The organism is Burkholderia sp. CCA53, from assembly GCF_001685525.1.
Classification (GTDB): Bacteria; Pseudomonadota; Gammaproteobacteria; order Burkholderiales; family Burkholderiaceae; genus Burkholderia; species Burkholderia multivorans.
In genome coordinates this window covers 3,064,102-3,089,247 of record NZ_BDDJ01000001.1, presented here as the reverse complement: position 1 = coordinate 3,089,247, position 25,146 = coordinate 3,064,102, and the positions used below count along the sequence as shown (strand labels likewise).

Genomic DNA, 25,146 nt, shown 5'->3' with positions numbered 1-25,146 from the left:
CAAACGCGCCTGCACGCGCGCGTTTCTTTCAGTCGCGAAAGGTTTGGCGCAGGTGCGCACGATGCGCTTGAAGCCGCGCGTTTAAGCCGTATTTAAGTGAACCGGTGGTGTAATATCCGCCGGCTCGCACGGGTCGCCAGCGGCACGCGGCGAGCGATGCCGCGACGCGCGGCGCCTTTCAACCAGGGAGGATTTCATGTCGCTTTTCGACTCTATTTCGCGCACGATCAAGGGCCTGCTGAACGACGCGGCCGATTCGGTACAGGATCCGTCGCGCGACGCACGGCAGATCGTGCGGGAGCTCGACGACAGCATCGGCCGTGCCGAGAATTCGCTGATCGAGATCGAAGCGCAGGTCGCCACGCAGCGCAGCAAGCGCGACGCGGCCGACGACAAGGTGAAGAAGTACGAAGACGGCGCGAAGCGCGCACTGCAGGCCGGCGACGAAGCGCTCGCGCGCGAGGCGCTCGCCGCGCAGGTGAACGCGGAAGCCGAGCGCGATGCGCTCGCGGCCGAGCTCGCGACGCTCGAACCGTCGGTCGAAAAGCTGAAGGGGCAGATCGCCGACATGCGCCAGCGCCGCAACGATCTGAACGCGCGCTCGAACATCCTGCAGGCGAAGCAGGAAATCGCGCAGGCGAAGGACGTCGCCGCGAGCGCGCTCGGCGGCATCGGCGGCAAGAACCTGTCCGAAGACTTCCGCAAGCTCGAAGACAAGGTCGCGCTGCAGAACGCACGCTCGGACGCACGGCTGAATTCGGCCGACACGTCGAGCGGCAAGGCGCTCGACGACAAGCTCGCCGCCCTGAACAAGGGCCCGTCGGTCGAGGATCGCCTCGCGGCGCTGAAAAAGCAGATCGACACGCCCGCGCAGTAAACCGGCGCGCCGCGCGGCGCGTGTCGTGCGCCGCGCAGCGAACCGATCGTCAGGAGACGGGCCTATCGCGCCCGGTTCGACCATGAAGAAATCTCTCGCCGCTCTCGGCCTCTCGCTGATGCTGCTGTCGTCCGCCGCATTCGCGGTTCCGTCGCTGCAGCAAGTCGAGCAATCGATCGCGCAGCGCGACTGGCAGCGCGCGGACGCGCAGTTGTCGCAAGTCGTCGACGCGCATCCGAACAACGCGCACGCGCGCTATCTGTATGCGCAGGTGCTCGATCGCGAAGGCCGCGCGGCCGACGCGCTCGTGCAGTTGCAGCGCGCGAAGACGCTCGATCCGCAATTGCGCTTCACCGACGCGTCGCGCTTCGCGCAAACCGAAGCGCGGATTCGTGCCGATGCGTCGCGCACGGCCGGCAACGTGCCGTCGGCTACGCCGTCCGGTTCGCTGCAATCGTCGCTCGCGCCGTCGTCCGCACCGGCCGTCAAGCACGGGCCGTCGACCACGATGTGGATCGGTCTCGGCCTGCTCGTCGCGGTGATCGCGCTGGTACTGCGCTGGACGCTGCGGCGCGCGCGCTCGGCCGGCGACACGCGCGCCGACGACGAACGGCGCGCGCAGCTCAAGCGCGCAACCGACGTGCTGAACGACATCCGGCCGCTGAAGCTCGACGCGAAGCTCTCGACGCTGCCGGGCGCCGCCGCCCTCGCGGGCGAACTCGACGCGATCGAGGCCGACGCGCGCACGCTCGTCGAATCGCTGTCGAACGGCAAGAATCCGGTGCCGCCGTACCGGATCGACGAGCTCGAGCAGCGTCATGCAAGCGTGAAGGCGCGCGTCGAAGGCCGCCCCGATCCGGCCGCGCAGCCGGCCGCACCGGGCAACGGCAGCGGGTCCGTGTACGCGCAGGAAGCCGATCGCGTGACCGGCGCGCAAGGCCAGCCGTATCAGCAACAGCCCTACCCTCAGCAACCGTATCCGCCGCAGCCGTATCCGCAACAGCAGCCGCCCGTCGTGATCCAGCAAGGCGGCGGTTTCGGCGGCGGCATGGGCGGCCTGCTGACCGGCGTGCTGCTCGGCGAAGCGATGTCGGGCGGCCGCGATCGCGTGATCGAACGCGACGTGATCGTCGACGACGAGCGTCGCCGTCAGCAGAATGCGGACCCGGGCTTCGATCTCGGCCGCGGCGACGATTCGAACTGGAGCGACGGCAATGGCGGCGGTGTCGATCTCGGCAGCAACGACGACGGCTGGAGCGACGACAACACCTGAGCGCCGCGGCCGATCGGCTCGGCGTTGCACAAACGGGGCGTCCATGCCATGCATGGCGCCCCGTTCTCTTGATGGCGCGCGCACCGCCCGTCGATTTGTCAATCATTTCAAGATGGACTACCGGCAAGCCGACGCGTTCGCTATCATGCGACCATCGGTGTGCCACCGACCCTTTATTCGACGCCCCGCCCCGACGTGCGTCCCGGCACGCCTTCCCCCGCCCCAACCAGGAGAAAGCCGCTCATGAGCATAATCAAGGAATTCAAGGAGTTCGCCGTCAAGGGCAACGTGATGGATCTCGCCGTCGGCGTGATCATCGGCGGCGCGTTCTCGAAGATCGTCGACTCGGTCGTGAAGGATCTGATCATGCCGGTCATCGGCGTGCTGACCGGCGGTCTGGATTTCTCGAACAAGTTCGTTCTGCTCGGCACCGTCCCCGCATCGTTCAAGGGCAATCCGGATTCGTTCAAGGATTTGCAGGCCGCGGGCGTCGCGGTGTTCGGCTACGGTTCGTTCATCACCGTGCTGATCAATTTCATCATCCTGGCCTTCATCATTTTCCTGATGGTGAAATTCATCAACAAGCTGCGCAAGCCCGCGGAAGCCGCACCGGCCGCAACGCCGGAAGACATCGTGCTGCTGCGCGAGATCCGCGATTCGCTGAAGCAGCGCTGATCGCGCCCGTCGCGCTCACCCGAAAGGCCCGCTCTCGTGCGGGCCTTTTTCTTGCGCACCTGCGACGGCGACCGCGTGCGGTGCATCGCACTTTTTTGTGACAGGCGAACGCACGCGCGCGGAAAGCAGGTCTATGATGGAGACTAACGACAGTACAGGCGCCGAGACGCTGGCTGTGTCGATCGTGGCAAGCGGGTCGACGGGAGGCATCGATCGTCGTACCGCACGAATGCTGCATTTTCGTGTGCTATAACGGATCGGCATGCGGCGTACATAGCCGGGAGTGGGTCGCATGAAAGTGCCGCATTTCTTGCAATTGTTTTTGAGGCGAGTGTTTATGTCCTTCCCGAAAAAACGTCGACGTGCGCAACAGGACGGCCAGGAATCGTTCCTCGCGGTATTGCGCCATTCGAAGCCGTTCGCGCAGCTCGACACCAAGATTGCCCGCGCCCGCGCGCAGGACGAGCCCGTCCTCTACGCGCACGTGCTGCCCGGCCTCGACGTCCTGCTATGCAGCGTGCGCGGCGCGCAACCGCCGTATCCGGCGATCGCCGATTTGCGCAAGCGCTGCATCGAGTCGATTGCCAATGCGCTCGAGCAACCGCTCGACGGCCTCGAAAACGGCGGATACTGGTACGAAGCGAACGGCTTCGGCTTCCTCGTCTTCGCGAGCCGCGCCCGCGCACGTATCCTGCCCGAATTTGGTGCAGGCACGAAAGCGAGCCTGCGCGGCGGTCTCGGCCGGCAGAACGCCGGCGACACGACACCTCGCTCCCTCGGCTGAACCGCCAACGATTCGATGGGCCGCCTCCGCGCGGCCCATCGGCCGTCTGCACACGCCGCGCGCGCAACGCGCGGCGTGCGGCCTGCGTCAGCGCGCGTGGCGTCCGTTCTGCGGGCGCACGATGTCGATGAACGCCGCGAAGTCCGCGCTGGCGAGCCCCTGTGCGGCGCCGAGCCGCAACACCTGCTGGACCGTCGCCGATACGGGCATCACCGCGCCCGTGTCGCGCGCGGCGTCGGCGATTGCATCCACATCCTTCTGGAACGTGCCGAGCGCGCCGATCGGCGCGTGCGCGCCCGACGTCATGCGCGGCACGAAGGTCTGCAGCAGCACCGAGTCGGCCCAGCCGCCGGCGAGCGCTTCGGCGAGGCGCGCCGCATCGATGCCGCTTGCCTGCGCGAGGCCGACCGCCTCGGCGATTGCCGTGACCGTGGCCGTCACGATCGCCTGATTGCAGAGCTTCGCGGTCTGCCCGGCGCCGGCATCGCCCATGTGCGTGATGCGCGACGCGTACGTGTCGATCAACGGCCGCACCGCATCGAGATCGGCTGCGCGGCCGCCCGCCATCACGGCGAGCGTGCCGGCCTGCGCGCCCGGCACGCCGCCCGACACCGGCGCGTCGACCCAGCCGACGCCGAGCGCAGCCGCGCGCGCCGCATAGTCGCGCGTCGCGGCCGGCGCAATGCTCGAATGATCGACGATGCGCTGCAGCCGCCGGGCCGACGCGTCGCCCGCGAGCAGGCCATCGGCGCCGAATACGACGTCGCCGACCGCGCGCGTGTCGAGCACGCAGACGAATACCGTCTCGACACGCTGCGCGAGTTCACGCGGCGTATCGACGACCTGCGCGCCTTCCGCCGCGAGCGCCTCCGCCTTCGCACGCGTCCGGTTCCACACGCTGACGCGATGCCCGGCCGCCAGCAGATGCCGAATCATCGGCGCGCCCATCAATCCCGGTCCGCAAAATCCGACTTCCACGATTGTCCTCGTCTCCGATAAGGGTTGCACTTGCCGCCCATCATACCTATCACTCAAGAAGCCGGACACGCGCGACGCCGCTTCGGGCGCGCGGCTTGCGCCGGCGCTGTCACCGACATTCCAGGGAGTGCATCATGAGCGACCACGTCTACAAGCTGATCGAGCTGACCGGTTCCTCGCGGCAATCGTGCGACGACGCGATCCGCAACGCGATCTCGAAGGCCGGCAAGACGCTGCACAACCTCCACTGGTTCGAGGTGACCGACACGCGCGGCCACATCGAAGGCGATCAGGTGATCCACTGGCAGGTGACGCTGAAAGTCGGCATGCGTCTCGACGACTGACCGGAGCCCCTCGACACACCGCGCTACGCCGCGCCACACCGCTACACGCGCTTCGCCGCACCGATGGACGCGCACCGCCGCATGCGCGCGGCGGCGCGCGCCGCGTTCGTCTTCTCTCTCCGTTCCGGCCGTCGCCGCGGCCCGAACGGCGCCCGTCTGCGGGTATCCATCTCTTGACGCTGGTTTTCGTTCATATTAAAAGCCATATACCCCCAACGCCCCTCGATCAGCCCAGACATATAAACCGGAGAAATCATGAGTCAGCAACGCGAGGCGATCGACACGTACCTCTTGCGCGTCTTGCACACCCTGTTGATGGAACGCAGCGTCACGCGCGCGGCCGTCAAACTGAATCAGTCGCAGCCGGCGATCAGCGCCGCGCTGCGACGCCTGCGCGACATCACCGGCGATCCGCTGCTGGTGCGCGGCAAGTCCGGCATGGTGCCGACCGAATACGGGCTGCGCCTGCTCGAGCCCGTCCAGAACGCATTGCGCGAAATCGAACGGATCAAGTTCCAGCAGCACAACTTCGATCCGGCCACGTCGATCCGCTGCTACCGGATCGGCTGCCCCGACTATCTGAACGTGCTGTTCGTGCCGACCGTCGTCGAACGCTTCCGCCAGGCCGCGCCGAACGCGACGCTCGAGTTCCATTCGCTCGGCCCCGCGTTCGACTACGAACTCGCGCTCGAGGACGGCAAGCTCGACATCGTCGTCGGCAACTGGCCGGAGCCGCCCGAGCAGCTTCACCTGTCGAACCTGTTCGTCGACGAGATCGTCTGCCTGATGAGCAACACGCACCCGTTCGCGAAACGCGGCGGGCTGACGCTCGACCAGTACCTGAACGCGCCGCATCTCGCGCCGACGCCGTACTCGGTCGGTCAGCGCGGCGCGATCGACGTGCATCTCGCGCGCGAGCGGCTCAAGCGCCACGTCGTCGTCACGCTGCCCTACTTCAATCTCGCGCCGTACGTGCTCGTGAAGTCGGACCTGATCTTCACGACGACGCGGCTGTTCGCCGATCACTACGCGAAATTCCTGCCGCTGTCGGTCGTGCCGGCGCCGCTCGATTTCCCGCCGATGCAGTACTACCAGCTCTGGCACGAGCGCTGCCACTACTCGGACGAGGTGCGCTGGCTGCGCGGCCTCGTCGCCGAAGCGACGCGCACGCTGATCGAACCGTAAGCGGCCGCGCGCCAAACGCCGTGCAGCGCGCGCGTGCACGCGCCGCGCGTCGTGCGTCGTGCTGCGGTCGCGGCGGTGGTCAAGACCGCCGCCACACCGGCTAGCGCGACGCTTCGACGAGCATCTTCGCGAGCGCGTTGTGACGTTCGATCACGGGCGGCAGATCGAGCGTCGCGAGCCGCCCTTCACGCACGACCACCTTTCCGTTCACGACCGTATAGGCGGTCTGCGACGGCGCACAGAACACGAGCGCCGCGACCGGATCGTGCAGCGCGCCCGCGAACAGCGGCTGACGCAGGTCGAACGCCACGAAGTCGGCGGCCATGCCCGGCTTCAGCGCGCCGATGTCGTCGCGGTTCAGCACCTTCGCGCCGCCGAGCGTCGCGATCTCGAGCGCTTCGCGCGCGGTCATCGCATCGGGGCCGAAGCCGACCCGCTGCAGCAGCAGCGCCTGCCGCACTTCGGCGACCATCTGCGCGCCGTCGTTCGATGCCGAGCCGTCGACGCCGAGCCCGACCGGCACACCCGCGAGCCGCATCTTCTTCACCGGCGCAATGCCGGACGCGAGCCGCATGTTCGAGCACGGACAGTGCGCGACGCCGGTGCCCGTGCGCGCGAACAGGCCGATGCCCGCGTCGTCCAGCTGCACGCAGTGCGCATGCCAGACGTCGTGGCCGACCCAGCCGAGATCTTCCGCGTATTCGGCCGGCGTCATCCCGAACTTCTCGCGGCTGTACGCGATGTCGTTGACGTTCTCGGCGAGGTGCGTGTGCAGCGACACGCCGTACTCGCGCGCGAGCAAGGCGGCGTCGCGCATCAGGCCGCGGCTCACCGAAAACGGCGAACACGGCGCGACCACGACGCGCAGCATCGCGTAGCGGCCTTCGTCGTGATAGGTCTCGATCAACCGCTGCGCGTCGCGCAGGATGTCGGGCTCGCGCTCGACGACCGAATCCGGCGGCAGCCCGCCGTCGCGCTGGCCGACGCTCATCGCGCCGCGGCTCGCGTGAAAGCGCATTCCGATTCGCTGTGCGGCCGCGATGCTGTCGTCGAGCCGGCTGCCGTTCGGATAGATATACAGATGGTCGCTCGACGTCGTGCAGCCTGACTGCAGCAGCTCGGCCATCGCGGTCAGCGTCGAGACTTCGATCATCTCGGGCGTCAGGTTCGCCCAGATCCGGTACAGGTTCGTGAGCCAGCCGAACAGCTCGGCGTTCTGCGCGGCCGGCACCGCGCGCGTGAGGCTCTGATACATGTGATGGTGCGTGTTCACGAGCCCCGGAATCACGAGATGGCCGCGCAGATCGAGCACCTCGTCCGCGGTATCGGGCAACTCGGCGCTCGGGCCGACCGCGACGATCCGGTTGTCTTCGATGTAGAGCCCCGCGTCGCGCAGTTCGCGCCGCGTGTCGTCCATGGTCACGAGCACGTCGGCGTGCTTGACCAGCAAGGTGGTCGGGCGGGATGGGGAGGATTGCGGCGCGCGTGCGCCGGCGTGCTGCTCGAGGTTCATGCGTTCTCCGCGTCGGTGTACCCCCGACCGCTTGCGGGGGCGCTCACAAAGCCGTTCGAACGCTGCGTCGCGGCACGCTCCGGTGCCTGCGTCCGTTCGAACGCCCTGGCCCGGTTACCCGGCGTGCTCGCCGTCTTCGGGGTGCGGCGCCGGCCGTCGGCCGACGCGCACGGCGGGAGGATCGCCGATGCGCGCGCCGCGCACAATGCGCGACGACGAATACCGGGCTTCACGGTCGCGATATGGTACGCCGCGCAGCGGCCCCGCGGCGGGCCGCACCCGCGCGCGGCGGGCCGCGCCGGCAAGGCGTCGACAGCCGGTCATGCGCGGCGCATTATCTTTGCTATCGCGCGCGTATTTGCCGCAGGAACCTTCTTACAATGCCTGCACGGCGCTCGCTTCAACTTCGCCGACGGGTATGTAGCCACGTGACGTGGAGCCTCGATCCGCCGCACTGTCATTGGATCGAGCCGCCGCCGAACATCGCATTCACACAAGGACAATTGCGAATGGGAAAGCTCACTACCCACGTACTCGATACGGCGAACGGTCGTCCGGGCGCCGCACTCAAGGTGGACCTCTACGCGCTGGACGGCGACTCGCGCCGCGCGATCAAGACCGTGCTGACCAATAGCGACGGCCGCTGCGACGAACCGCTGCTCGAAGGCGCCGCGCTCACCGCCGGCGAATACGAGCTCGTGTTCCATGCCGGCGACTACTTCGCGTCGCTCGGCGTGAAGGTGCCCGAACCCCGTTTCGTCGACCGCGTCGTGCTGCGTTTCGGCATCGCCGATCCGGGCGCGCACTATCACGTGCCGCTGCTCGTATCGCCGTGGTCGTACAGCACCTATCGCGGCAGCTGACACACGCATCGGCTGCCCGCATCAAGACAACGATCTGAGTCTGGAGGAGTTTCATGGAAGGCTTCATCACCGACTGGCTGAACCTCGCGCTGCGATGGCTGCACGTCATTGCAGCGATCGCGTGGATCGGCGAGTCCTTCTACTTCGTCGCCCTCGACAACAGCCTGAAACCGCCGACCGACGCGAACCAGCGCAAGCGCGGCGTGTTCGGCGAGCTGTGGCACGTGCACGGCGGCGGCTTCTACAACATGCAGAAGTACACGGTCGCGCCGCCGGAAATGCCCGAAGACCTGCACTGGTCGAAGTGGCCGTCGTACACGACGTGGATGTCGGGCTTCTCGCTGTTCTTCGTGCTGTACCTGCTCGCGCCGAATACCTATCTGATCGACAAGAGCGTGCTCGACATGGGCCCGGTCGTCGCCGTCGCCTCCGCGCTCGGCTTCCTGATGGCCGGCTGGATCGTCTACGACTCGCTGTGCCGCCTGCTCGGCACCAACGATCGCGTGCTCGGCATCTGTGTGGGCATCTACGTCGTCGTCGCGGCCTACCTCGCGTGCCATATCTTCGCCGGCCGTGCCGCGTATCTGATCGTCGGCGCGATGCTCGCGACGATCATGTCGGCGAACGTGTTCTTCGTGATCATTCCCGGCCAGCGCAAGATGGTCGACAAGATGCTCAAGGGCGAAGAGCCGAACCCGATCTACGGCAAGCGCGGCAAGCAGCGCTCGGTGCACAACACCTACTTCACGCTGCCGGTCGTGTTCGCGATGCTGTCGAACCACTACGCGATGACGTACGCGAACAAGTACAACTGGGTCGTGCTCGTGCTGATCATGCTGGCCGGCGCGCTGATCCGCCAGTTCTTCGTGATGCGTCACCGCGGCCAGCAGCTGTGGTATCTGCCGCTCGGCGGCGTCGCGCTGATGGCCGGCGCGCTCGTGTGGACGATGCCGAAGCCGGTCGCGCCCGAAGCGCAGGCGGCAAACGCACCGAAGATCGCCGTCAAGGACATCATGCCGATCCTGCAGCAGCGCTGCGTCGAGTGCCACTCGTCGAAGCCGACGCTGATGGGCAGTGCGCCTGCCGGCGTGATGTTCGACACGCCGGACGAAGTGTCGAAGAACGCGCAGCGCATCTACGAGCAGGCCGTGCGCCTGAAGACGATGCCGATCGGCAACGTCACGCACATGACGGACGACGAGCGGACCAAGCTCGCCGCGTGGTTCGAGGGTGGCGCGGTGAAGTAAGCCGCCGCGCGCCGGGCGACGAAGGAAGTCCGGCGCGATTCTCTCCGTTCTCGGGGCCCGGAAACGGGCCCGTTTTTTTGCCTGCGGCGTTTGTGGCAAATGTGCTGCGGCCGGTTGTCGACGCGTCGCATCGTGTCTCGGCGTGATCGTACGCGGCAACACGCCGTGTGCACGCGGCGCGACGCTCGCATCCGCGACCGCGAGACTTCATTCGCAAGCCAGTCGCGCCACGCGACGATGCGCCGATCGCCACACGAGCGCTTCGGATACACGACGCGATACGCGACGCCGGCGCCACCGCCATACTTAAGTCGAACCGGCACACGAGCCGGCTGTCCGCGATGCACGCGCGATCATTCGCAGCGGCCCGAGGCAGCCGCTGCATCCTCCGTCGCCGCCTGCACGATGTGACTCGAATCCGGCAACGCGATGCAGTGGCCCGCATCGAAAGGGGCCACGCCCGCTGCAGCGATTCACGACAACCGATGCGATCACATTACGCCGCCGACATCGCAATTCACATTGGCGCGCGATGCAGCAGCTCACGCGCCTCGCCATCGTGCCGCACGATCGCGACCATGAGATACGCCCATACGAACGAGGAATCGTCCGTCGCACCATAACGCCACACAGCACGCATAAAAAAACCCGCGCGAATCGCGCGGGTCCATGTATCGCACTACGATCGACCAACCACTCAGGCCATCACTGCGTCGAGCGCCTCCTCGGTCAGCCACAGCGATTCGCGCAGATCCTGCTCGTTCAGATTCAGCCCGTCACCGCCACGATCGACGACGATGAAATCGCTGACTTCGCCGAGCGCGATGAGTGGATGATGCCAGACGCCTTTCGCATAGTTCACGCCCTGCCATCCGCTCGTCACGAACGCACGAATCTTCGACTCGTCGAGATCGCCCGCGGGCGCGACGACGACCAGATACGGCCGGTCGTTCAGCGGCACGAAGGCCTGGCTGCCGAGCGGATGCCGCTCGAGCATCTTCACTTCGAACGGCAGCGTGCGCGGCTGACCGCGGAACAGGTTGATCAGCGTGCGCCCGCCTTCGTCCTCGACGTCGACTTTCGCGAGATCGTGAAAGCGGATCGTCGTGCCGAGATTGATCGGGATCTGCTTGGCGCCTTCCGTCTCGATCACGTCGCCGAACGGCGCGAACGCTTCCTTGGTCAGCGGTTCGATGGTCAGCGTCTTCATTTGTCGAGCGTCCCCCACAGGCGCAGGCGCGACACGCCGCCGTCCGGAATGATGTTGAGCCGCACGTGCGTGATCGGCCCGAGCGACGCGATTTCCTGTTCGAAGTAGTGCTGCTTGTCCATCTGCAGCTTCTGCTCGCCGAGCAGCACCGGCCAGAACATCGACTGCGTGATCAGCGAACTGTCGGTGCCGCCCGACACGTACGCGGCCTGAATCGAGCAGCGGTCCGGATAGTTGCCCTTGAAGAACGCCGTATCGACTTCGATGCGGCGAATCACGCCCGGCTGCGCGAGCGCGATGATCGCCCAGTCGTTGCCGGGCTCGCGGCGGCGACGCGTTTCCCAGCCGTCGCCCATGTTCACGCCGCGGCCGGGCAGCAGCATGTTCGATGCGGCGCCGAAGTGCTGGTTGTTCGCGGCCACCACGTAGCCGCCGTTTTCCATCGCCGCGAGATCGAACTGCTCGGTCGCGCTCGCGCCGGCCCAGTCGAGCTGCGGCTGGCCGTAGACGCGCAGCCGTGCGATGCCGCCGTCCGGATAGATGTTCACGCGCAGATGCGTGAACGCGCGCACGTCGGTGGTTTCGACGTAGTGGTGGCTGTTGCCCTGCAGTGCCGTCGACGCGACGATCTCGACCCATTCGGTCGCATGCGTCGGCGCGCCGTCGGCCACGTACGCGGCCTCGATCGACGCGGCCGGCGGGAAGTTGCCCGTGAAATGGCTCGTGTCGATGTCGACACCCTTGATTACGCCGGGCCGCGCGAGCTTGACGATGCACCAGTCGTAGCCGGTCGTGCGCTTGCGGCGCGTTTCCCAGCCGTCCATCCACTTGCCGTGATCGTCGTACTTGCCGGGGATGAACACCGCCGGCTCGGGGTTCAGCATGCGCTCCTTCGGCGCGAAGAAATCGTCGCTGGCCTCGAGCGCCTGCGCACCGAGACGCGGATCGGCGAGATTCACGTAGCGCCGCGTGAAATCGGGTGCATCGGGATCGAGAAGCGGGAGGGCCATGATGTTTCCTTGTCAGTGATGCCAGTGATGCGTGGAGGCCGCTGCCACGCAGCAGGCCGTGTTGCGGTGTCAGGCGTCGATCAGGTCGTCGAGGCGGAAGCGCGCGATCCGGTAGATCTGGTCGAGACTCGTGCGCAGTTCCTCGTCGCGCGAATGATTCACGCGCTTTTCGAAATTCGCGATGATCCCGTGCCGATCGTAGCCGCGCACGGCGAGGATGAACGGGAAGCCGAACTTCTCGCGATACGTGCGGTTCAGCGTCTGCAGCTTGTCGAATTCTTCCTGCGTGCACTGGTCGAGGCCCGCGCCGCTTTGCTCGCGCGTCGACTCGGCCGTCAGTTCGCCGCGCACCGCCGCCTTGCCGGCGAGCTCCGGGTGCGCGTTGATCAGCGCGAGCTGGCGTGCGTCGCCGCCCGCCTCGACCGCGCCCGACATCGCCTTGTGCAGCGCGTCGACGCTCTCGAACGGACGGTCGGCCGCGACCGCTTCGGCGACCCACGGCGAATGCTCGAAGATCCCCGACAGCGCCGCGACGAATGCGCCCGGCGCCATCGTGTTCAGTTGTTCCAACGTGTAACGCATCGCCTTCATGCTTTCCCTTCGTTTTGATGATTGGGCTGATACGGATGATGTTCACGCCAGTGACGCGCGATATCGACACGGCGCGTCACCCATACGCGGTCGTGCTTTTCGATGTGATCGAGGAAGCGCTGCAGCGCACGGAACCGGCCCGGCCGGCCGAGCAGGCGGCAGTGCATGCCGATCGACATCATCTTCGACGCTTCGTCGCCCTCTTCGTACAGCACGTCGAACGCGTCGCGCAGATAGTGGAAGAAGTGGTCGGCCGTGTTGAAGCCTTGCGGCGTCGCGAAACGCATGTCGTTCGTGTCGAGCGTGTACGGGACGATCAGCTGCGGCGTCGTGCCGCCGTTCGACACCGCGACGTCCATCCAGAACGGCAGATCGTCGCCGTAGTAGTCGGAGTCGTACAGGAAGCCGCCGTATTCGGCGACGAGGCGATGCGTGTTCGGGCTGTCGCGGCCCGTGTACCAGCCGAGCGGGCGCACGCCCGTCACGCGTTCGATCGCTTCCATGCCGAGCCGCATGTGCTCGGCCTCGAGCTCCGGCGTCGCGTTCTGATAATGGATCCAGCGCCAGCCGTGGCACGCGATTTCATGGCCGAGCTCGACGAATGCGCGCGCGACTTCCGGATGACGCTCGATCGCCATCCCGACGCCGAACACCGTCAGCGGCAGCCCGCGCTTCTCGAACTCGCGCAGGATTCGCCATACGCCGACCCGCGAACCGTATTCGTAGATCGACTCCATGCTCATGTGACGATCCGGATACGCGGCCGCGCCGACGATTTCGGACAGGAACTGCTCGGAGCCCGGATCGCCGTGCAGCACGCAGTTCTCGCCGCCTTCCTCGTAGTTCAGCACGAACTGCACGGCGACACGGGCGCGCCCCGGCCAGTTCGCCTGCACGGGATGACGACCGTAGCCGATCAGGTCGCGAGGATAGTTGGAATCGTATGCCATGGTTCGAAGTGCGACGAAAGCTTGCTGAAATAATGGGTTCGCACCGCCCGCGCAACGCCGGAAGCCGGCTGCACGGGCCGATGCGACGACGGCCCAGTGTAGCGAAAACGCCCATACGCGCCCATACAGCGGCGCAGATAGTGCATGTCAGACGGCGTGTATGTGCGGTTGCGGCAAATCGGGCGCCGGCTCCGCTGCGGCCGCCCCGCTTCGCGCGCCGGCGCCGGCCGGCGACGCCGCGAGTGCGTCGTTCGGCGGACTGAAACGCGCGAACTCGCCGTCGTAGCGCTTCGGCAGCGGGCGCGCGTAATCGCCGCGCTTGGCCGTCGCGAGGCGCAGCGCGACGAGCGCCTCCGCCCACTTGACGGCCGCGGTCACGCCCTCGACGACCGGTGCACCGATCTGCTGTTCGATCTCGTGCGCGAACTCGGCCATGCCCGCGCAGCCGAGCACGATCGCGTCCGCACCGTCCTCCTCGAGCGCGCGCCGGCATTCGTCGACGATGATCGCGCGCGCGGCCGAGCCGGGCCGGTCGAGCTCGAGCACCGCGACGTCGGTCGCGCGCACGTTGCGGCAGAACCGCTTCATCCCGTAGCGCTCCGCGAGGTGCCACGCCATGCCGCACGTGCGCGCGAGCGTCGTGACGACCGAAAAGCCCGGTGCGAGCACGCTCGCCGCATGCATCGCGGCTTCGGCGATCCCGATCACGGGGCCGCGCGCGAGTTCGCGCGCCGCGTACAGGCCCGGATCGCCGAAACAGGCGATCACGTACGCGTCGACACCGTCGCGTTCGCCCTGCGCGATCTCGGCAAGCAGCCCGGGCGTCGCGAGCGCCTCGTCGTAATAACCTTCGATCGACGGCGGACCCATCGTCGGGCTCACCGCGACGATCTGCGTGCCGGGCGCCACGACTTGGCGCGCGCAGCGGCCCATCGCGTCGGTCATCCGCTGCGTCGTATTCGGATTGATCAGCTTGATCTGCATGGCGCGCTCCTCAACGCTGCGTGCCGGCGAGCACGCGGTAGAACACGAAGCCGAGTGCCGCGCCGATGAACCACGAGAAGTTCGCGACGCCTTGCCAGCCCGGCATCATCACGCAGACGATCGCGATCACCGCGGCCGGCAGCAGTGCGGCGAGCGCGCGGCGGTTCACGCCGCCCGTGTACCAGTAAGTGCCGCTCTCCGACATCGTGTAGAGATCGTCGCGCACGAGCCGGCCGCGCTTGACGAGATAGAAGTCGGCGATCAGCACGCCGTACAGCGGGCCGATGAATGCGCCGAGCACGTCGAGCGTGTAGTGGATCACGGCCGGGTTGTTGAAGAGATTCCACGGCGTGATGAACACCGACGCGACGGCCGCGAGCATCCCGCCCGCGCGCCAGCTGATCAGCCGCGGCGCGACGTTCGAGAAGTCGAATGCGGGCGACACGAAGTTTGCGACGATGTTGATGCCGATCGTCGCGATCGTGAAGGTCAGCGCGCCGAGAATCACTGCGGTCGGATGATCGATGCGGCCGACCGTCTCGACCGGATCGGTGATCAGCTCGCCGAACACCGGCAGCGTTGCGGCCGTCGTGATGACGGTGACGAGCGAGAACGCGAGGAAGTTCACGGGCAGCCCCCAGAAGTTGCCGCGCTTCACTTCGCCGAACGACCGGCAGTACCGCGAGAAGTCGCCGAAATTCAGCATCGGTCCGGAGAAGTACGACACGACGAGCGAGATGGCCGTGATCATCACCGGGATCACTTCTGCGCCGTGATACTTGACGCCGCCGAGGTTGATCCCGATGTTGCGCCAGCCCGCGCGCCACACCATGTAGCCGGCGAGGATGAACATCACGACGTAGACGGCCGGACCCGCGAAGTCGATGAACTTCTTGATCGTCTCCATCCCGTTCCAGAACACCAGCGCCTGCAGCACCCACAGCAGCATGAAGCCGGCCCAGCCGACGGCCGACAGGCCGAGGAAGCCGTAGCGATGAACGTCCGCATACGGCAGCCACTGCGGGAAGAACTTCAGCACGACGATCACGAGCGCGCTCGATGCGAGATACGTCTGGATCCCGTACCACGCGATCGCGATCAGCCCGCGAATCACGGCCGGCACGTTCGCGCCGAGCACACCGAACGTCGCGCGGCACGCGACGGGATACGGCACGCCGATCTGCTGGCTCGGCCGCGCGATCAGGTTGCAGAGCACGTTGACGAGACTGATGCCGACGATCAGCGCGATCAGCACCTGCCAGCTCGTGAGCCCGAGCGCGAACAGGCTGCCCGCGAACACGTAGCCGCCGACGCTGTGCACGTCGGACATCCAGAACGCAAAGATGTTGTACGATCCCCACGTCTGATTCTTCAGGGGTGCCAAATCTTCGTTGTACAGACGCTCGCTGTAACCGCCCGGCAACGCGGGGCCGCCGCCCTCGCCGCCTTCTTGCGCCGGATAGGCGCTGTCGTGCGCCACACTGAACTGAGCCATGACTTCTCCTTGACGCGGCCGGATGGCCGCTCCACCGTCATCGATAACGCCCCGGATCGTCGTCCGGAGTCGGACCCGCGGCCCGCGGCGCGAGCCGCGGACCTGCATTGCTCTGTGGTGTGGCGCGTCGTCGAGCCCGGGTCGCCGTTCAGGCGCCGCCGAACACTTCGCGCAAATCGACCTGGCCCTGCGCGGGCCGGTCGAGCATCTTCAATTCGACATGTTGCAGGTGCTGCGCCATCAGCGCGGCCGCCCGCTTCGCGTCGCCCGTCTCGAGCGCCGCCAGAATCTCGCCGTGATCGTCGAACGAGCACGGGCTGCGTCCATGCGACTCGTACAGCGCGGACATCAGCGTCGAGCGCGCGACGAGCCCTTCGAGGCACTCGCCGAGCGTCGCATTGCCGGTCAGTGCGGCGAGCGCCGTATGAAACTCGCCCGACAGCCGGATCCACGCGGCGAAGTCGTGCCGCTCGAACGCCTTGCGCTCCTTGTCGATCAGCGCCGCGATGCCCTTGAGCCGCTTCGCGCTCGGGCCTGTGGCGATCCGCTCGACGACTGCCAGCTCGATGATGCGGCGCATCTCGAACACTTCGTGCACGTCCTGCAGCGTCGGGCTCGCGACGAACGCGCCGCGGTTCGGCTCGAGATCGACGAGCTTGTCGGTCGCGAGCTGTGCGAGCGCCTGCCGGATCGTCCCGCGCTTCACGCCGAACACCTCGCACAGCTGCGCCTCCGTCAGCTTCGCGCCGGGCGCGAGCCGATGCTCGAGGATCGCGGTGCGGATCCGTTCGGCGATCGCTTCGTGGCCGGCGGCCGCGGACGGGGTGGATTCGGGCTCGTTCATGATCTGCATCGTGTGATGGTCCTTATCGTAGAACGGACATAAAGATTGTCAACAATTCTTTTCCCGTATTGTGCACACTTCGAGCGCATCGCGCCGCGCGAAACCGGTGCATCGTGCATCAAAATCAGGCGCAGCAAGGCGTTCACACCCGTTTGAGGCGGCTCTCGTCGTATACCCTGCCCGCCATTTTGTCGACAAAATTGGTGCACGGCCCATTCGCCTTCCCGTTTCGGGCGGTAGAAAAAGACGGCCGTTAGTTGCGCAATTGCTCGAAGAAAAAGGCGGGACGCCCCGCCTTGTCCGATCCGCGCCGCCGCTCAGCCGAGATGCGGATAATCCGACAGCGTCAGCCGGAACCCGTGCGCGTTCGCGACGAGCTGCGCACGTGCGCCGAACGGCAGCGTCAACAGATCGGGCACGTGGCCGAACTGCAGCCCCGTGACGACGGGAATGCCGATCACCGCGCGCACCTGGTCGATCATCGCCTGCATGTCGTAGCCGTTGTCGTACTCGAACGGCCGCGCGCCGGTGAACTGGCCGAGCACGAGCGCCTGCTGGCGCGCGAGCACGCCGGACAAATGCAGCTGGTAGATCATCCGTTCGATCCGGAACGGCTGCTCGTTGACGTCTTCGATGAACAGGATCCCGCCCTCGATGTCCGGCATGTACGGCGTGCCGACCAGCGATGCGAGGATCGCGAGGTTGCCGCCCCACAGCGTGCCCGTCACGTTGACGGACTGCACCTGCGGCGCGTCGGCGACGATCGTTGTGGTCGGCTGCGTCAGCGTCTGCCAGAAGTGCTGCATCGTGAAATCGCTCGGCGTTTCCGCGCCGAAGTCCGCGGACAGCATCGGCCCGCCGAAGCTCTTGATCCGCGCCTTGGCGTACAGCGCGAGCTGGATCGCGGTGAAATCGCTGTGGCCGACGAGCGCGATCGGCTGGTCGCGCAGCCGGCGTTCGAGCCCGCGATAGTCGAGGCCGTGCAGGATTCGTGCGGCGCCGTAGCCGCCGCGCACCGCAAGCGCGATGTCGGGCAGCGGCCGCGCCGGATCCGCCAGCCGGTTCAGGTCGCTCGCGCGCTCGCCGTCGGTGCCGCCGAAGCGCTGGAAGCGGCGCTGCGTCGCCTCGATGTTCTCGATGCGCTGTTGCGCGACGCTGAGCCGCTCGAGCGCGCGATTGATCGCGTCCGGATCGTGCGGATAGCCGGACGGTGCAAGCAGGCGGATGGTGTAGGACGCGGCGGGCTGAAAGGACATGGCGAAAGGTGTCGGGATCGTGGAACTGCTTAGAGGGACCGAACCGGCGCCGGTTCACGGAGGCAGCCGCGCGCCGTGCCGGCTACGATTCGCCGGCGGCCGCGTCGCGCGCGAGCCGCGCGTCGCGCAGCGCGCGCCGGCGTTCGGCAAAAAACGACTTCAGCGCGGCGCCGCACTCGTTCGCGAGTACGCCGCCGACGACTTCCGTATGGTGGTTCAGCTGCGGATTCGCGAACGCATCCATCACGCTGCCGCATACGCCGGTTTTCGGATCGGCGGCGCCGAATACGACGCGCGCGATGCGCGCATGCATGATCGCGCCCGCGCACATGAGGCACGGCTCCAGCGTGACGTACAGTTCGCAGCCCGGCATGCGGTAGTTCTGCAGATGCTGCGCGGCCATGCGCAGCGCGGCCATTTCGGCGTGTGCGGACGGATCGTGGCCGCCGATCGGATGGTTGAAGCCGCGCGCGAGCACTTCATCGCCGCGCACGAGCACTGCCCCGACCGGCACTTCGCCGGCCGCGCGCGCCTCTTCGGCCGCGGCGAGCGCAAGGCGCATGAAATGCACGTCGCGCGCCGAGGCCGGCGCGGCTGCTGTCGAAGGGAAATCGGCCGCTGCGTCGTGCAGCGTGTCGGAGCTCACATCGGCCCCGCTTCGGCGGACACCTCGTCGAGCCCGCGCTCGCACAGACGTTCCGCGATGCGCCGGCAGTATTCGCGCGGCATTACCATCGGGCCGCCGCGCAACGATTCGAGCGCCATGTCGAGCGCGAGGATCTTCGCCTGCAGCCGGCACCGCGCGGTGCGGTCGCTGACAGCCTGCAGTTCGTCCTGCAGATTGCGCAATGCGCGCAGCTGTTCGACGGCCGGCGGCACGAACCCCGCGTTCTTCAGGATACGGTTGGCCACCCGCACCTCCTCGGGCACGAGCAGGTCGTCGTCGAGCGCCTGCGGCGCGCCGGTACCCGGCAAATCGTCGAACTCGCCCCGCGCGGCGGCGGCGGCAATACGCTGTTCGACCAGAGCGTCAAGCAGTCTCATCAGTCAATCGGAACAATGCGGCAGCCGAATTCTAGCAGGGTGACGCCCGTATGACAGGCCCCTTCGAGCATATGCTCGATATTGTGGTTTTTAGGGCCGGAATCGCCGCGCATGCCGGCCGATCGGCACGCGTTCCGCGCAGGCATGCGGCTGCTACGCGTGTGGCGTGTGGCGCCCGCCGCGCGGGACGCCAGCCGCCGGCATGCCCGCCGCGCGATGCCGCCGCGCGCGCGATCACGCGGTCACCGCGTCGGGCCGCGCGGCAGGAAACGGACGGAACATCGTCGCAATCAGACAGGCGCCGACGCCGATCGCGAACGAGCCGACATAAAGCCAGCCATAGCTGCCGAACGTATCGACGATCAGCCCGCCGGCGACCGGCCCTGCCGCCATCCCGAGGCTGCCGGCCATCGCGCTGCCGCCGATCACGGTGCCCATCATCCGCAGCGGGAAGTTTTCGCGCGCGAGCACCGCATAAAGCGGCATCACGCCCGCATAGACGAAGCCGAACAGCGTCGCGACCGCGTAGAAGCCGTCGAGCGTGCGCACGAACGCGTAAGCCAGCGCGCCGAGCGCCTGGACCAGCAGCCCGGCGACCAGCATCCGCTTCGCGCCGACGCGATCGCCGAGCACGCCGAACACGATCCGGCCGCCCATCCCCGCGAGCCCTTCGACGCTGTAGATCGACACCGCGACGATCAGCGGGATTCCGCAGGTCACCGCATAGCTGACCGTATGAAAGATCGGCCCCGAGTGCGTCGCGCAGCAGAAAAAGTTGGTCAGCAGCAGCAGTGCGAACTGCGGCGAGCGCAGCGCGTGCGCGACCGTCATCGGCGCTTCCGCGCCGCCCGCGGCGGCCGGTGCACCGTGCGTGCCGTCCGTACCGGCCAGCGCCGGTGCGCGACGCACGAGCAGCGACGCGGGGATCATCGTCGCGGCCGCAACCGCCGCGATCGTCAGCATCGACGTCCGCCAGTCGTGCGTCGACACGAGCCAGGCGGCGAGCGGCGACATCGTCATCGGCGCCATGCCCATGCCGGCCGACACCAGCGACACCGCGAGGCTGCGGTGCGTGTCGAACCAGCCCGTTACGCACGCCATCATCGGCGCGAACATCGCGGCCGTCGTGCCGCCGACCGCCAGCCCGAAGATCGCCTGAAACGCGACGAGCGAAGGCGCGCGGCTCGCGAGCGCGAGGCTCGCGGGCAACAGGATCGCGCCCGCGACGACCACCGCGCGCGTGCCGATGCGGTCCGACAGGCTGCCCCACGCGATGCTCGCGAACGCCATCGCGAGAAAACCGATCGTCATCGCGGCGGAAATGCCGGTCATCGACCAGCCCGTGTCGCGCGCGATCGGACGAAGAAACACGGGCAGCGAAAACATCGCGCCGACCGCGATGCAGCCCATCAGCGCACCCGCGGCGACGATCACCCAGCGGTATCGGGATTCCGGCATGTCACGTCTCCTTGTCGTATCGGATCGAAAGCAAAAGCCGCGCCGCGCAGCGCGGCGCAGCGATCGGGCGCTGCGGCCGCGCACCGGCCGACCTGAACACGACGAACGGCGCCGTGCGAAATCGACATCCGCAGCGACACGGCCGGCGATTTTTTTCGTCGACCGCATCGCGCCGCATGGCCGGAACGCATGCGCTTTTCCGAAATCGGAAAGTGAAAAGCAGAAATGCTTCGTTGGGCCGGGCGATCGCGCTGACTACACTCGAGCCTTCTTGTCATAACAAGTCAGCCGATGCCCGCACCGAACGTCGTACCGCTGTCGCCCGCCCCGCTCTACGTGCAGATCAAGGACACGCTGCGCGCGCGGATTCTCGACGGCACCTATGCGCCGCACAGCCGGATGCCGTCCGAACACGAACTCTGCGCGATGTTCGACGTGAGCCGCATCACCGTACGCCAGGCGCTCGGCGATCTGCAGAAGGAAGGCCTGCTGTTCAAGCTGCATGGCAAGGGCACGTTCGTGTCGAAACCGAAGGCGTTCCAGAACGTGACGTCGCTGCAGGGCTTCGCCGAAGCGATGTCGTCGATGGGCTACGAGATCGTGAACCAGTTGCGCAGCCTGCGCATCGTCAAGGCCGACCGTCACCTCGCCGCGAAGCTGAACGTGCCCGAGCATGCGCCGCTCGTCGAGATTCATCGCGTGCGGCTGCTGAACCGCGAACCCGTGTCGCTCGAGCGCACGTGGCTGCCCGAAGCGCTCGGCAAGCGCATCGCAAGCGCCGATCTCGCGACGCGCGACATCTTCCTGATCCTCGAGAACGACTGCGGCGTGCCGCTCGGCCATGCCGACGTGGCGATCGACGCGATTCTCGCGGACGACGAGATCGTCGATGCACTGCGCGTCGAGGAAGGCAGCCCCGTGCTGCGCATCGAGCGTCTCACGCACGACGCGTCGGGCGCGCCGATCGATTACGAACACCTCTACTTCCGAGGCGACGCCTTCCAGTACCGGCTGCGCATCGACCGGCAGCGGCACAAGGCGCGCAAACCTGCAAGGAATCCGCGATGAACACCCATGTACTCGAATACGACATCGTCGTGGTCGGCGGCGGTACGGCCGGCCCGATGGCCGCGATCAAGGCGAAGGAACGCGACCCGTCGCTGCGCGTGCTGCTGCTCGAGAAGGCAAACGTGAAGCGCAGCGGCGCGATCTCGATGGGGATGGACGGACTGAACAACGCCGTGATTCCGGGCCACGCGACGCCCGAACAGTACACGCGCGAGATCACGATCGCGAACGACGGCATCGTCGATCAGGAAGCGGTCCATGCGTATGCGACGCACAGCTTCGCGACGATCGAGCAACTCGACCGCTGGGGCGTGAAGTTCGAGAAGGACGGCACCGGCGACTATGCGGTGAAGAAGGTTCACCACATGGGGTCGTACGTGCTGCCGATGCCGGAAGGTCACGACATCAAGAAGGTGCTGTATCGGCAGCTGAAGCGCGCGCGCATCGCGATCACGAACCGCATCGTCGCGACGCGCGTGCTGACCGACGCGCACGGCAACGCGAGCGGCGTGCTCGGCTTCGACTGCCGCACGGCCGAGTTCCACGTGATCCGTGCAAAGGCCGTGATTCTGTGCTGCGGTGCGGCCGGCCGGCTCGGGCTGCCTGCGTCCGGCTATCTGATGGGCACCTACGAGAACCCGACGAACGCCGGCGACGGCTATGCGATGGCGTATCACGCGGGCGCCGCGCTCGCGAATCTCGAATGCTTCCAGATCAATCCGCTGATCAAGGACTACAACGGTCCCGCCTGCGCGTACGTGACGGGCCCGCTCGGCGGCTTCACCGCGAACGGCAAGGGCGAACGCTTCATCGAGTGCGATTACTGGAGCGGCCAGATGATGTGGGAGTTCTATCAGGAACTGCAAAGCGGCAACGGCCCCGTGTTCCTGAAGCTCGACCATCTCGCCGAAGAAACGATCCGGACGATCGAGCAGATCCTGCATACGAACGAACGGCCGAGCCGCGGACGCTTTCACGCGGGGCGCGGCACCGACTATCGGCGGCAGATGGTCGAGATGCACATCTCGGAGATCGGCTTCTGCAGCGGCCACAGCGCCTCCGGCGTGTACGTGAACGCGCGCGCCGAGACGACCGTGCCGGGCCTCTACGCGGCCGGCGACATGGCGGCGGTCCCGCACAACTACATGCTCGGCGCATTCACGTACGGCTGGTTCGCCGGACAGAACGCGGCCGACTACGTCGCCGGCCGCGAACTCACGCCCGTCGATGCCGCGCAGGTCGAGACCGAACGCGCGCGCGTGTTCGCGCCGCTCGCGCGCGAGCACGGCCTCGCGCCCGCTCAGGTCGAATACAAGCTGCGCCGGATGGTGAACGACTATCTGCAGCCGCCGAAGGTGACGCGCAAGATGGAAATCGGGCTGCAGCGTTTTGCCGACATCGCTGAGGATATCGAAGCGATCAAGGCCACGCATCCGCACGAGCTGATGCGCGCCGCCGAAGTGCGCGCGATCCGCGACTGCGCGGAAATGGCTGCGCGCGCGTCGCTGTTTCGCACCGAGAGCCGCTGGGGGCTGTATCACCATCGCGTCGACTATCCGCATCGCAACGATGCCGAATGGTTCTGCCATACGTGGCTGCGCAAGCACGCGGACGGCACGATGCGCAGCGAGAAGCGGCCAGTCGAACCGTACATCGTGCCGCTCGCCGACGACGAGCGCACCGCCTACGCGCAATTGCGCATCCGCGAACCGGCCGCCGTCGCGGCCGCCCTCTGAGGAGCCCGCCCGTGTCCCATACCCCGCACGAGATCTTCCTGCGCAGCAGCGCACCGGTCACGATCGACGAGGAACGCTGCATCGCCGACAAGGGCTGCACCGTCTGCGTCGACGTCTGTCCGCTCGATCTGCTCGCGATCGACGTCAGCAAAGGCAAGGCATACATGCAGTTCGACGAGTGCTGGTACTGCATGCCGTGCGAACGCGACTGCCCGACCGGCGCCGTGAAGGTCGACATCCCGTATCTGCTGCGCTGAGCGCGCATCGGTTGCCCATCGATTCCCCTCTACCGGACTCACGACAGATGAACACCACGCTACGGACCTTGCGCCTGCTTGCCGCGTCGCTCCTGCTCGCGGCCGCAGGCGCCGCGCACGCCGAAACGATCCGCGTCGCGATCGGCACGCAGGACACGACGATCAATTGCGCGACCGGCGGCCTGCTGATCCGCGAACTGCACCTGCTCGACAAGTATCTGCCGCGCACCGGCAAGTATCGCGACGTCAAATACGACGTGCAGTGGAAGGACTTCACGTCAGGCGCGCCGCTCACCAACGAAATGGTGGCCGGCAAGCTCGACTTCGGCGCGATGGCGGACTTCCCCGGCGCGCTGAACGGCGCCGCGTTCCGCAAGGCCGGCCGTGCAAGCGTGTTCATCGCGGTGCTCGACGGCAGCATCGACGGCAGCGGCAACGGCATCGTCGTGCCGACGAATTCGCCGGTGCGCGCGTTCGCGGACCTCAAGGGCAAGACGATCTCGGTGCCGTTCGCATCGACCGCGCACGGCATGCTGCTGCGCGCGGTCCGTGCGCAGGGCTGGAATCCCGACACCGACGTGAACATCGTCACGCAGGCGCCCGAAGTCGCCGGCAGCGCGCTGAAGGCCGGCAAGATCGACGCGCACGCCGATTTCGTGCCGTTCGCCGACCTGTTCCCGTATCGCGGCATCGCGCGCAAGATCTACGACGGCGCGCAGACTCACGCACCGACCTTCCACGGCGCGCTCGTCGATGCCGCGTATGCGCAGCGCTATCCGGAAATCGTCGTCGCGTACCTGCGCGCGGCGATCGAAGCGAACCGGCTGCTCGCGCAGAACCCGGAGAAGTACAGCGTGCTGATCGAGAAAGTCACCGGGATCGAGGCGCCGGTCGACTATCTGTATCACGGTCCGCTCGGCATCCAGACGCGCGACCTCACGTGGAAGCCCGAATACCGGCAGGCCGTCGCGACCGCGATCGACACGCTGAAACTGCTGAAGAAGACCGACACCGCGCCCGACCCCGCGACGTTCATCGACGACCGCTACATCCGCGCGGCGTTCGCAGCGTCCGGGCTCGACTACGACGCGGCGCTGAAGCGCTACGGCCGGCAGCCGCTCGTCGCGAACGATGCGTCGACCGGCAAGCCGATCCGCGATTTCAACGACGTCGCGCAAGTCTGGCCGGCCGGCGACGAAGCCGTGCGTCATTACGCGAATCCGGCGTCGGCGTTTGCGGCGCTCGCGAAGCTCGGCGCGTCTGCGAAGGTGCGTGCGGTCTTCGTGCACGACCATGCAAGCGGGCTCAAGCTGTTCGCCGATCAGGCCTGGTACGTGAAGGACGCGCACGGCGCCCTCACCGCGTTCCTGCTCAAGTCGGGCGCCGACGCTTACGCGCAGCGCGTGTCCGGTTCGGTCGTCGACTATGCGGCCGCGCGGACCGGCTCCGCCGCGGCGCTCGCCGCGCGCTGAACGGCGCGCCTCTCCCCTCATCGATACGGATA

Annotated in this window: 26 protein-coding genes; 13 read left to right on the top strand and 13 right to left on the bottom strand. The window is 67.0% G+C overall.

Features of this window, described 5'->3' with window-relative positions:
• Positions 1-196 precede the first annotated feature (196 nt).
• The 4 genes from BCR55_RS14305 to BCR55_RS14290 all read left to right on the top strand — a co-directional run bounded on the left by BCR55_RS14305 (position 197) and on the right by BCR55_RS14290 (position 3,609).
• Positions 197-877: a PspA/IM30 family protein gene (locus BCR55_RS14305; RefSeq protein WP_006402210.1), complete on the top strand. Its 681-nt coding sequence runs from the start codon at positions 197-199 to the stop codon at positions 875-877.
• Positions 878-959: 82 nt separating this feature from the next.
• The gene (locus BCR55_RS14300; protein WP_059938404.1) at positions 960-2,150 is read left to right on the top strand and encodes a M48 family metallopeptidase; all 1,191 of its coding nucleotides are present in this window, start codon (positions 960-962) and stop codon (positions 2,148-2,150) included.
• Between the two features lie 243 nt (positions 2,151-2,393).
• Positions 2,394-2,825: a large conductance mechanosensitive channel protein MscL gene (mscL, locus tag BCR55_RS14295; protein ID WP_006402712.1), complete on the top strand. Its 432-nt coding sequence runs from the start codon at positions 2,394-2,396 to the stop codon at positions 2,823-2,825.
• Positions 2,826-3,162: 337 nt separating this feature from the next.
• A complete protein-coding gene (locus BCR55_RS14290) occupies positions 3,163-3,609 on the top strand; it encodes a hypothetical protein (protein ID WP_006402711.1) in 447 nt (148 codons plus the stop codon).
• Positions 3,610-3,696: 87 nt separating this feature from the next.
• Here BCR55_RS14290 and BCR55_RS14285 read toward each other — a convergent pair whose 3' ends face one another.
• Positions 3,697-4,587, bottom strand: a complete 891-nt coding sequence (locus BCR55_RS14285) for an NAD(P)-dependent oxidoreductase (RefSeq protein ID WP_006407661.1) — start codon at positions 4,585-4,587, stop codon at positions 3,697-3,699.
• 134 nt (positions 4,588-4,721) lie between these two features.
• Between BCR55_RS14285 and BCR55_RS14280 the strand changes: the two genes are divergently transcribed.
• Both BCR55_RS14280 and BCR55_RS14275 read left to right on the top strand, forming a co-directional pair.
• Positions 4,722-4,931 (top strand): dodecin, encoded by a 210-nt coding sequence (locus tag BCR55_RS14280; protein ID WP_006402709.1) that lies wholly within the window; start codon positions 4,722-4,724, stop codon positions 4,929-4,931.
• A 255-nt stretch (positions 4,932-5,186) separates the two neighbouring features.
• Complete coding sequence (locus BCR55_RS14275; RefSeq protein ID WP_006402708.1) at positions 5,187-6,116, top strand: LysR substrate-binding domain-containing protein; 930 nt, start codon at positions 5,187-5,189, stop codon at positions 6,114-6,116.
• A gap of 100 nt (positions 6,117-6,216) precedes the next feature.
• Here the strand turns inward: BCR55_RS14275 and BCR55_RS14270 are convergent, their stop codons facing one another.
• A complete protein-coding gene (locus BCR55_RS14270; protein ID WP_065494699.1) occupies positions 6,217-7,629 on the bottom strand; it encodes an 8-oxoguanine deaminase in 1,413 nt (470 codons plus the stop codon).
• On the opposite strand from BCR55_RS14270, the gene BCR55_RS30895 reads away from it, so the two are divergent.
• The 3 genes from BCR55_RS30895 to BCR55_RS14260 all read left to right on the top strand — a co-directional run bounded on the left by BCR55_RS30895 (position 7,612) and on the right by BCR55_RS14260 (position 9,739).
• Complete coding sequence (locus BCR55_RS30895) at positions 7,612-8,061, top strand: hypothetical protein (RefSeq protein ID WP_172488705.1); 450 nt, start codon at positions 7,612-7,614, stop codon at positions 8,059-8,061. The genes BCR55_RS14270 and BCR55_RS30895 overlap by 18 nt on opposite strands.
• 77 nt (positions 8,062-8,138) lie before the next feature.
• Positions 8,139-8,492, top strand: a complete 354-nt coding sequence (gene uraH / locus BCR55_RS14265; RefSeq protein WP_006407665.1) for a hydroxyisourate hydrolase — start codon at positions 8,139-8,141, stop codon at positions 8,490-8,492.
• 53 nt (positions 8,493-8,545) lie between these two features.
• On the top strand, positions 8,546-9,739 hold the full coding sequence (locus BCR55_RS14260) for a urate hydroxylase PuuD (RefSeq protein ID WP_006402704.1): 1,194 nt from the start codon (positions 8,546-8,548) through the stop codon (positions 9,737-9,739).
• 697 nt (positions 9,740-10,436) lie between these two features.
• Here BCR55_RS14260 and BCR55_RS14255 read toward each other — a convergent pair.
• The 11 genes from BCR55_RS14255 to BCR55_RS14205 form a co-directional block, all read right to left on the bottom strand.
• Positions 10,437-10,949, bottom strand: a complete 513-nt coding sequence (locus tag BCR55_RS14255) for an ureidoglycolate lyase (protein ID WP_039221241.1) — start codon at positions 10,947-10,949, stop codon at positions 10,437-10,439.
• A complete protein-coding gene (gene alc / locus BCR55_RS14250; RefSeq protein WP_006402701.1) occupies positions 10,946-11,959 on the bottom strand; it encodes an allantoicase in 1,014 nt (337 codons plus the stop codon). The genes BCR55_RS14255 and alc overlap by 4 nt, the downstream gene beginning before the upstream one ends.
• A 69-nt stretch (positions 11,960-12,028) precedes the next feature.
• Positions 12,029-12,550, bottom strand: a complete 522-nt coding sequence (gene uraD, locus BCR55_RS14245; protein WP_006407669.1) for a 2-oxo-4-hydroxy-4-carboxy-5-ureidoimidazoline decarboxylase — start codon at positions 12,548-12,550, stop codon at positions 12,029-12,031.
• Entirely contained in the window at positions 12,547-13,500 is a 954-nt protein-coding gene (puuE, locus tag BCR55_RS14240; protein WP_065494698.1) for an allantoinase PuuE, read from the bottom strand. Before puuE ends, uraD begins: the two co-directional genes overlap by 4 nt.
• Before the next feature lie 147 nt (positions 13,501-13,647).
• Complete coding sequence (locus BCR55_RS14235) at positions 13,648-14,484, bottom strand: aspartate/glutamate racemase family protein (RefSeq protein ID WP_065494697.1); 837 nt, start codon at positions 14,482-14,484, stop codon at positions 13,648-13,650.
• A gap of 10 nt (positions 14,485-14,494) precedes the next feature.
• Positions 14,495-15,979 (bottom strand): NCS1 family nucleobase:cation symporter-1, encoded by a 1,485-nt coding sequence (locus BCR55_RS14230; protein ID WP_006407672.1) that lies wholly within the window; start codon positions 15,977-15,979, stop codon positions 14,495-14,497.
• A gap of 148 nt (positions 15,980-16,127) precedes the next feature.
• On the bottom strand, positions 16,128-16,832 hold the full coding sequence (locus BCR55_RS14225; RefSeq protein WP_006407673.1) for a GntR family transcriptional regulator: 705 nt from the start codon (positions 16,830-16,832) through the stop codon (positions 16,128-16,130).
• Between the two features lie 308 nt (positions 16,833-17,140).
• The gene (gene ldcA, locus BCR55_RS14220; protein WP_059938411.1) at positions 17,141-18,079 is read right to left on the bottom strand and encodes a muramoyltetrapeptide carboxypeptidase; all 939 of its coding nucleotides are present in this window, start codon (positions 18,077-18,079) and stop codon (positions 17,141-17,143) included.
• An 82-nt stretch (positions 18,080-18,161) separates the two neighbouring features.
• Positions 18,162-18,725, bottom strand: coding sequence for a tRNA adenosine(34) deaminase TadA (gene tadA / locus BCR55_RS14215; RefSeq protein WP_006411166.1), 564 nt, complete (start codon positions 18,723-18,725; stop codon positions 18,162-18,164).
• A complete protein-coding gene (locus tag BCR55_RS14210; RefSeq protein ID WP_006402693.1) occupies positions 18,722-19,123 on the bottom strand; it encodes a DnaJ family domain-containing protein in 402 nt (133 codons plus the stop codon). Before BCR55_RS14210 ends, tadA begins: the two co-directional genes overlap by 4 nt.
• Positions 19,124-19,357: 234 nt before the next feature.
• A complete protein-coding gene (locus tag BCR55_RS14205; protein ID WP_065494696.1) occupies positions 19,358-20,581 on the bottom strand; it encodes an MFS transporter in 1,224 nt (407 codons plus the stop codon).
• Positions 20,582-20,872: 291 nt separating this feature from the next.
• On the opposite strand from BCR55_RS14205, the gene BCR55_RS14200 reads away from it, so the two are divergent.
• The 4 genes from BCR55_RS14200 to BCR55_RS14185 are packed head-to-tail and all read left to right on the top strand — an operon-like array spanning position 20,873 to position 25,114.
• Positions 20,873-21,649 carry a GntR family transcriptional regulator gene (locus BCR55_RS14200; RefSeq protein WP_006402689.1) on the top strand — a complete coding sequence of 259 codons (777 nt, stop codon included), beginning with the start codon at positions 20,873-20,875 and terminating at the stop codon, positions 21,647-21,649.
• A complete protein-coding gene (locus BCR55_RS14195) occupies positions 21,646-23,385 on the top strand; it encodes a fumarate reductase/succinate dehydrogenase flavoprotein subunit (RefSeq protein ID WP_065494695.1) in 1,740 nt (579 codons plus the stop codon). The genes BCR55_RS14200 and BCR55_RS14195 overlap by 4 nt, the downstream gene beginning before the upstream one ends.
• Before the next feature lie 11 nt (positions 23,386-23,396).
• The gene (locus tag BCR55_RS14190) at positions 23,397-23,642 is read left to right on the top strand and encodes a ferredoxin family protein (protein ID WP_006402687.1); all 246 of its coding nucleotides are present in this window, start codon (positions 23,397-23,399) and stop codon (positions 23,640-23,642) included.
• Between the two features lie 47 nt (positions 23,643-23,689).
• Positions 23,690-25,114, top strand: coding sequence for an ABC transporter substrate-binding protein (locus tag BCR55_RS14185; RefSeq protein WP_065494694.1), 1,425 nt, complete (start codon positions 23,690-23,692; stop codon positions 25,112-25,114).
• Positions 25,115-25,146 lie beyond the last annotated feature (32 nt).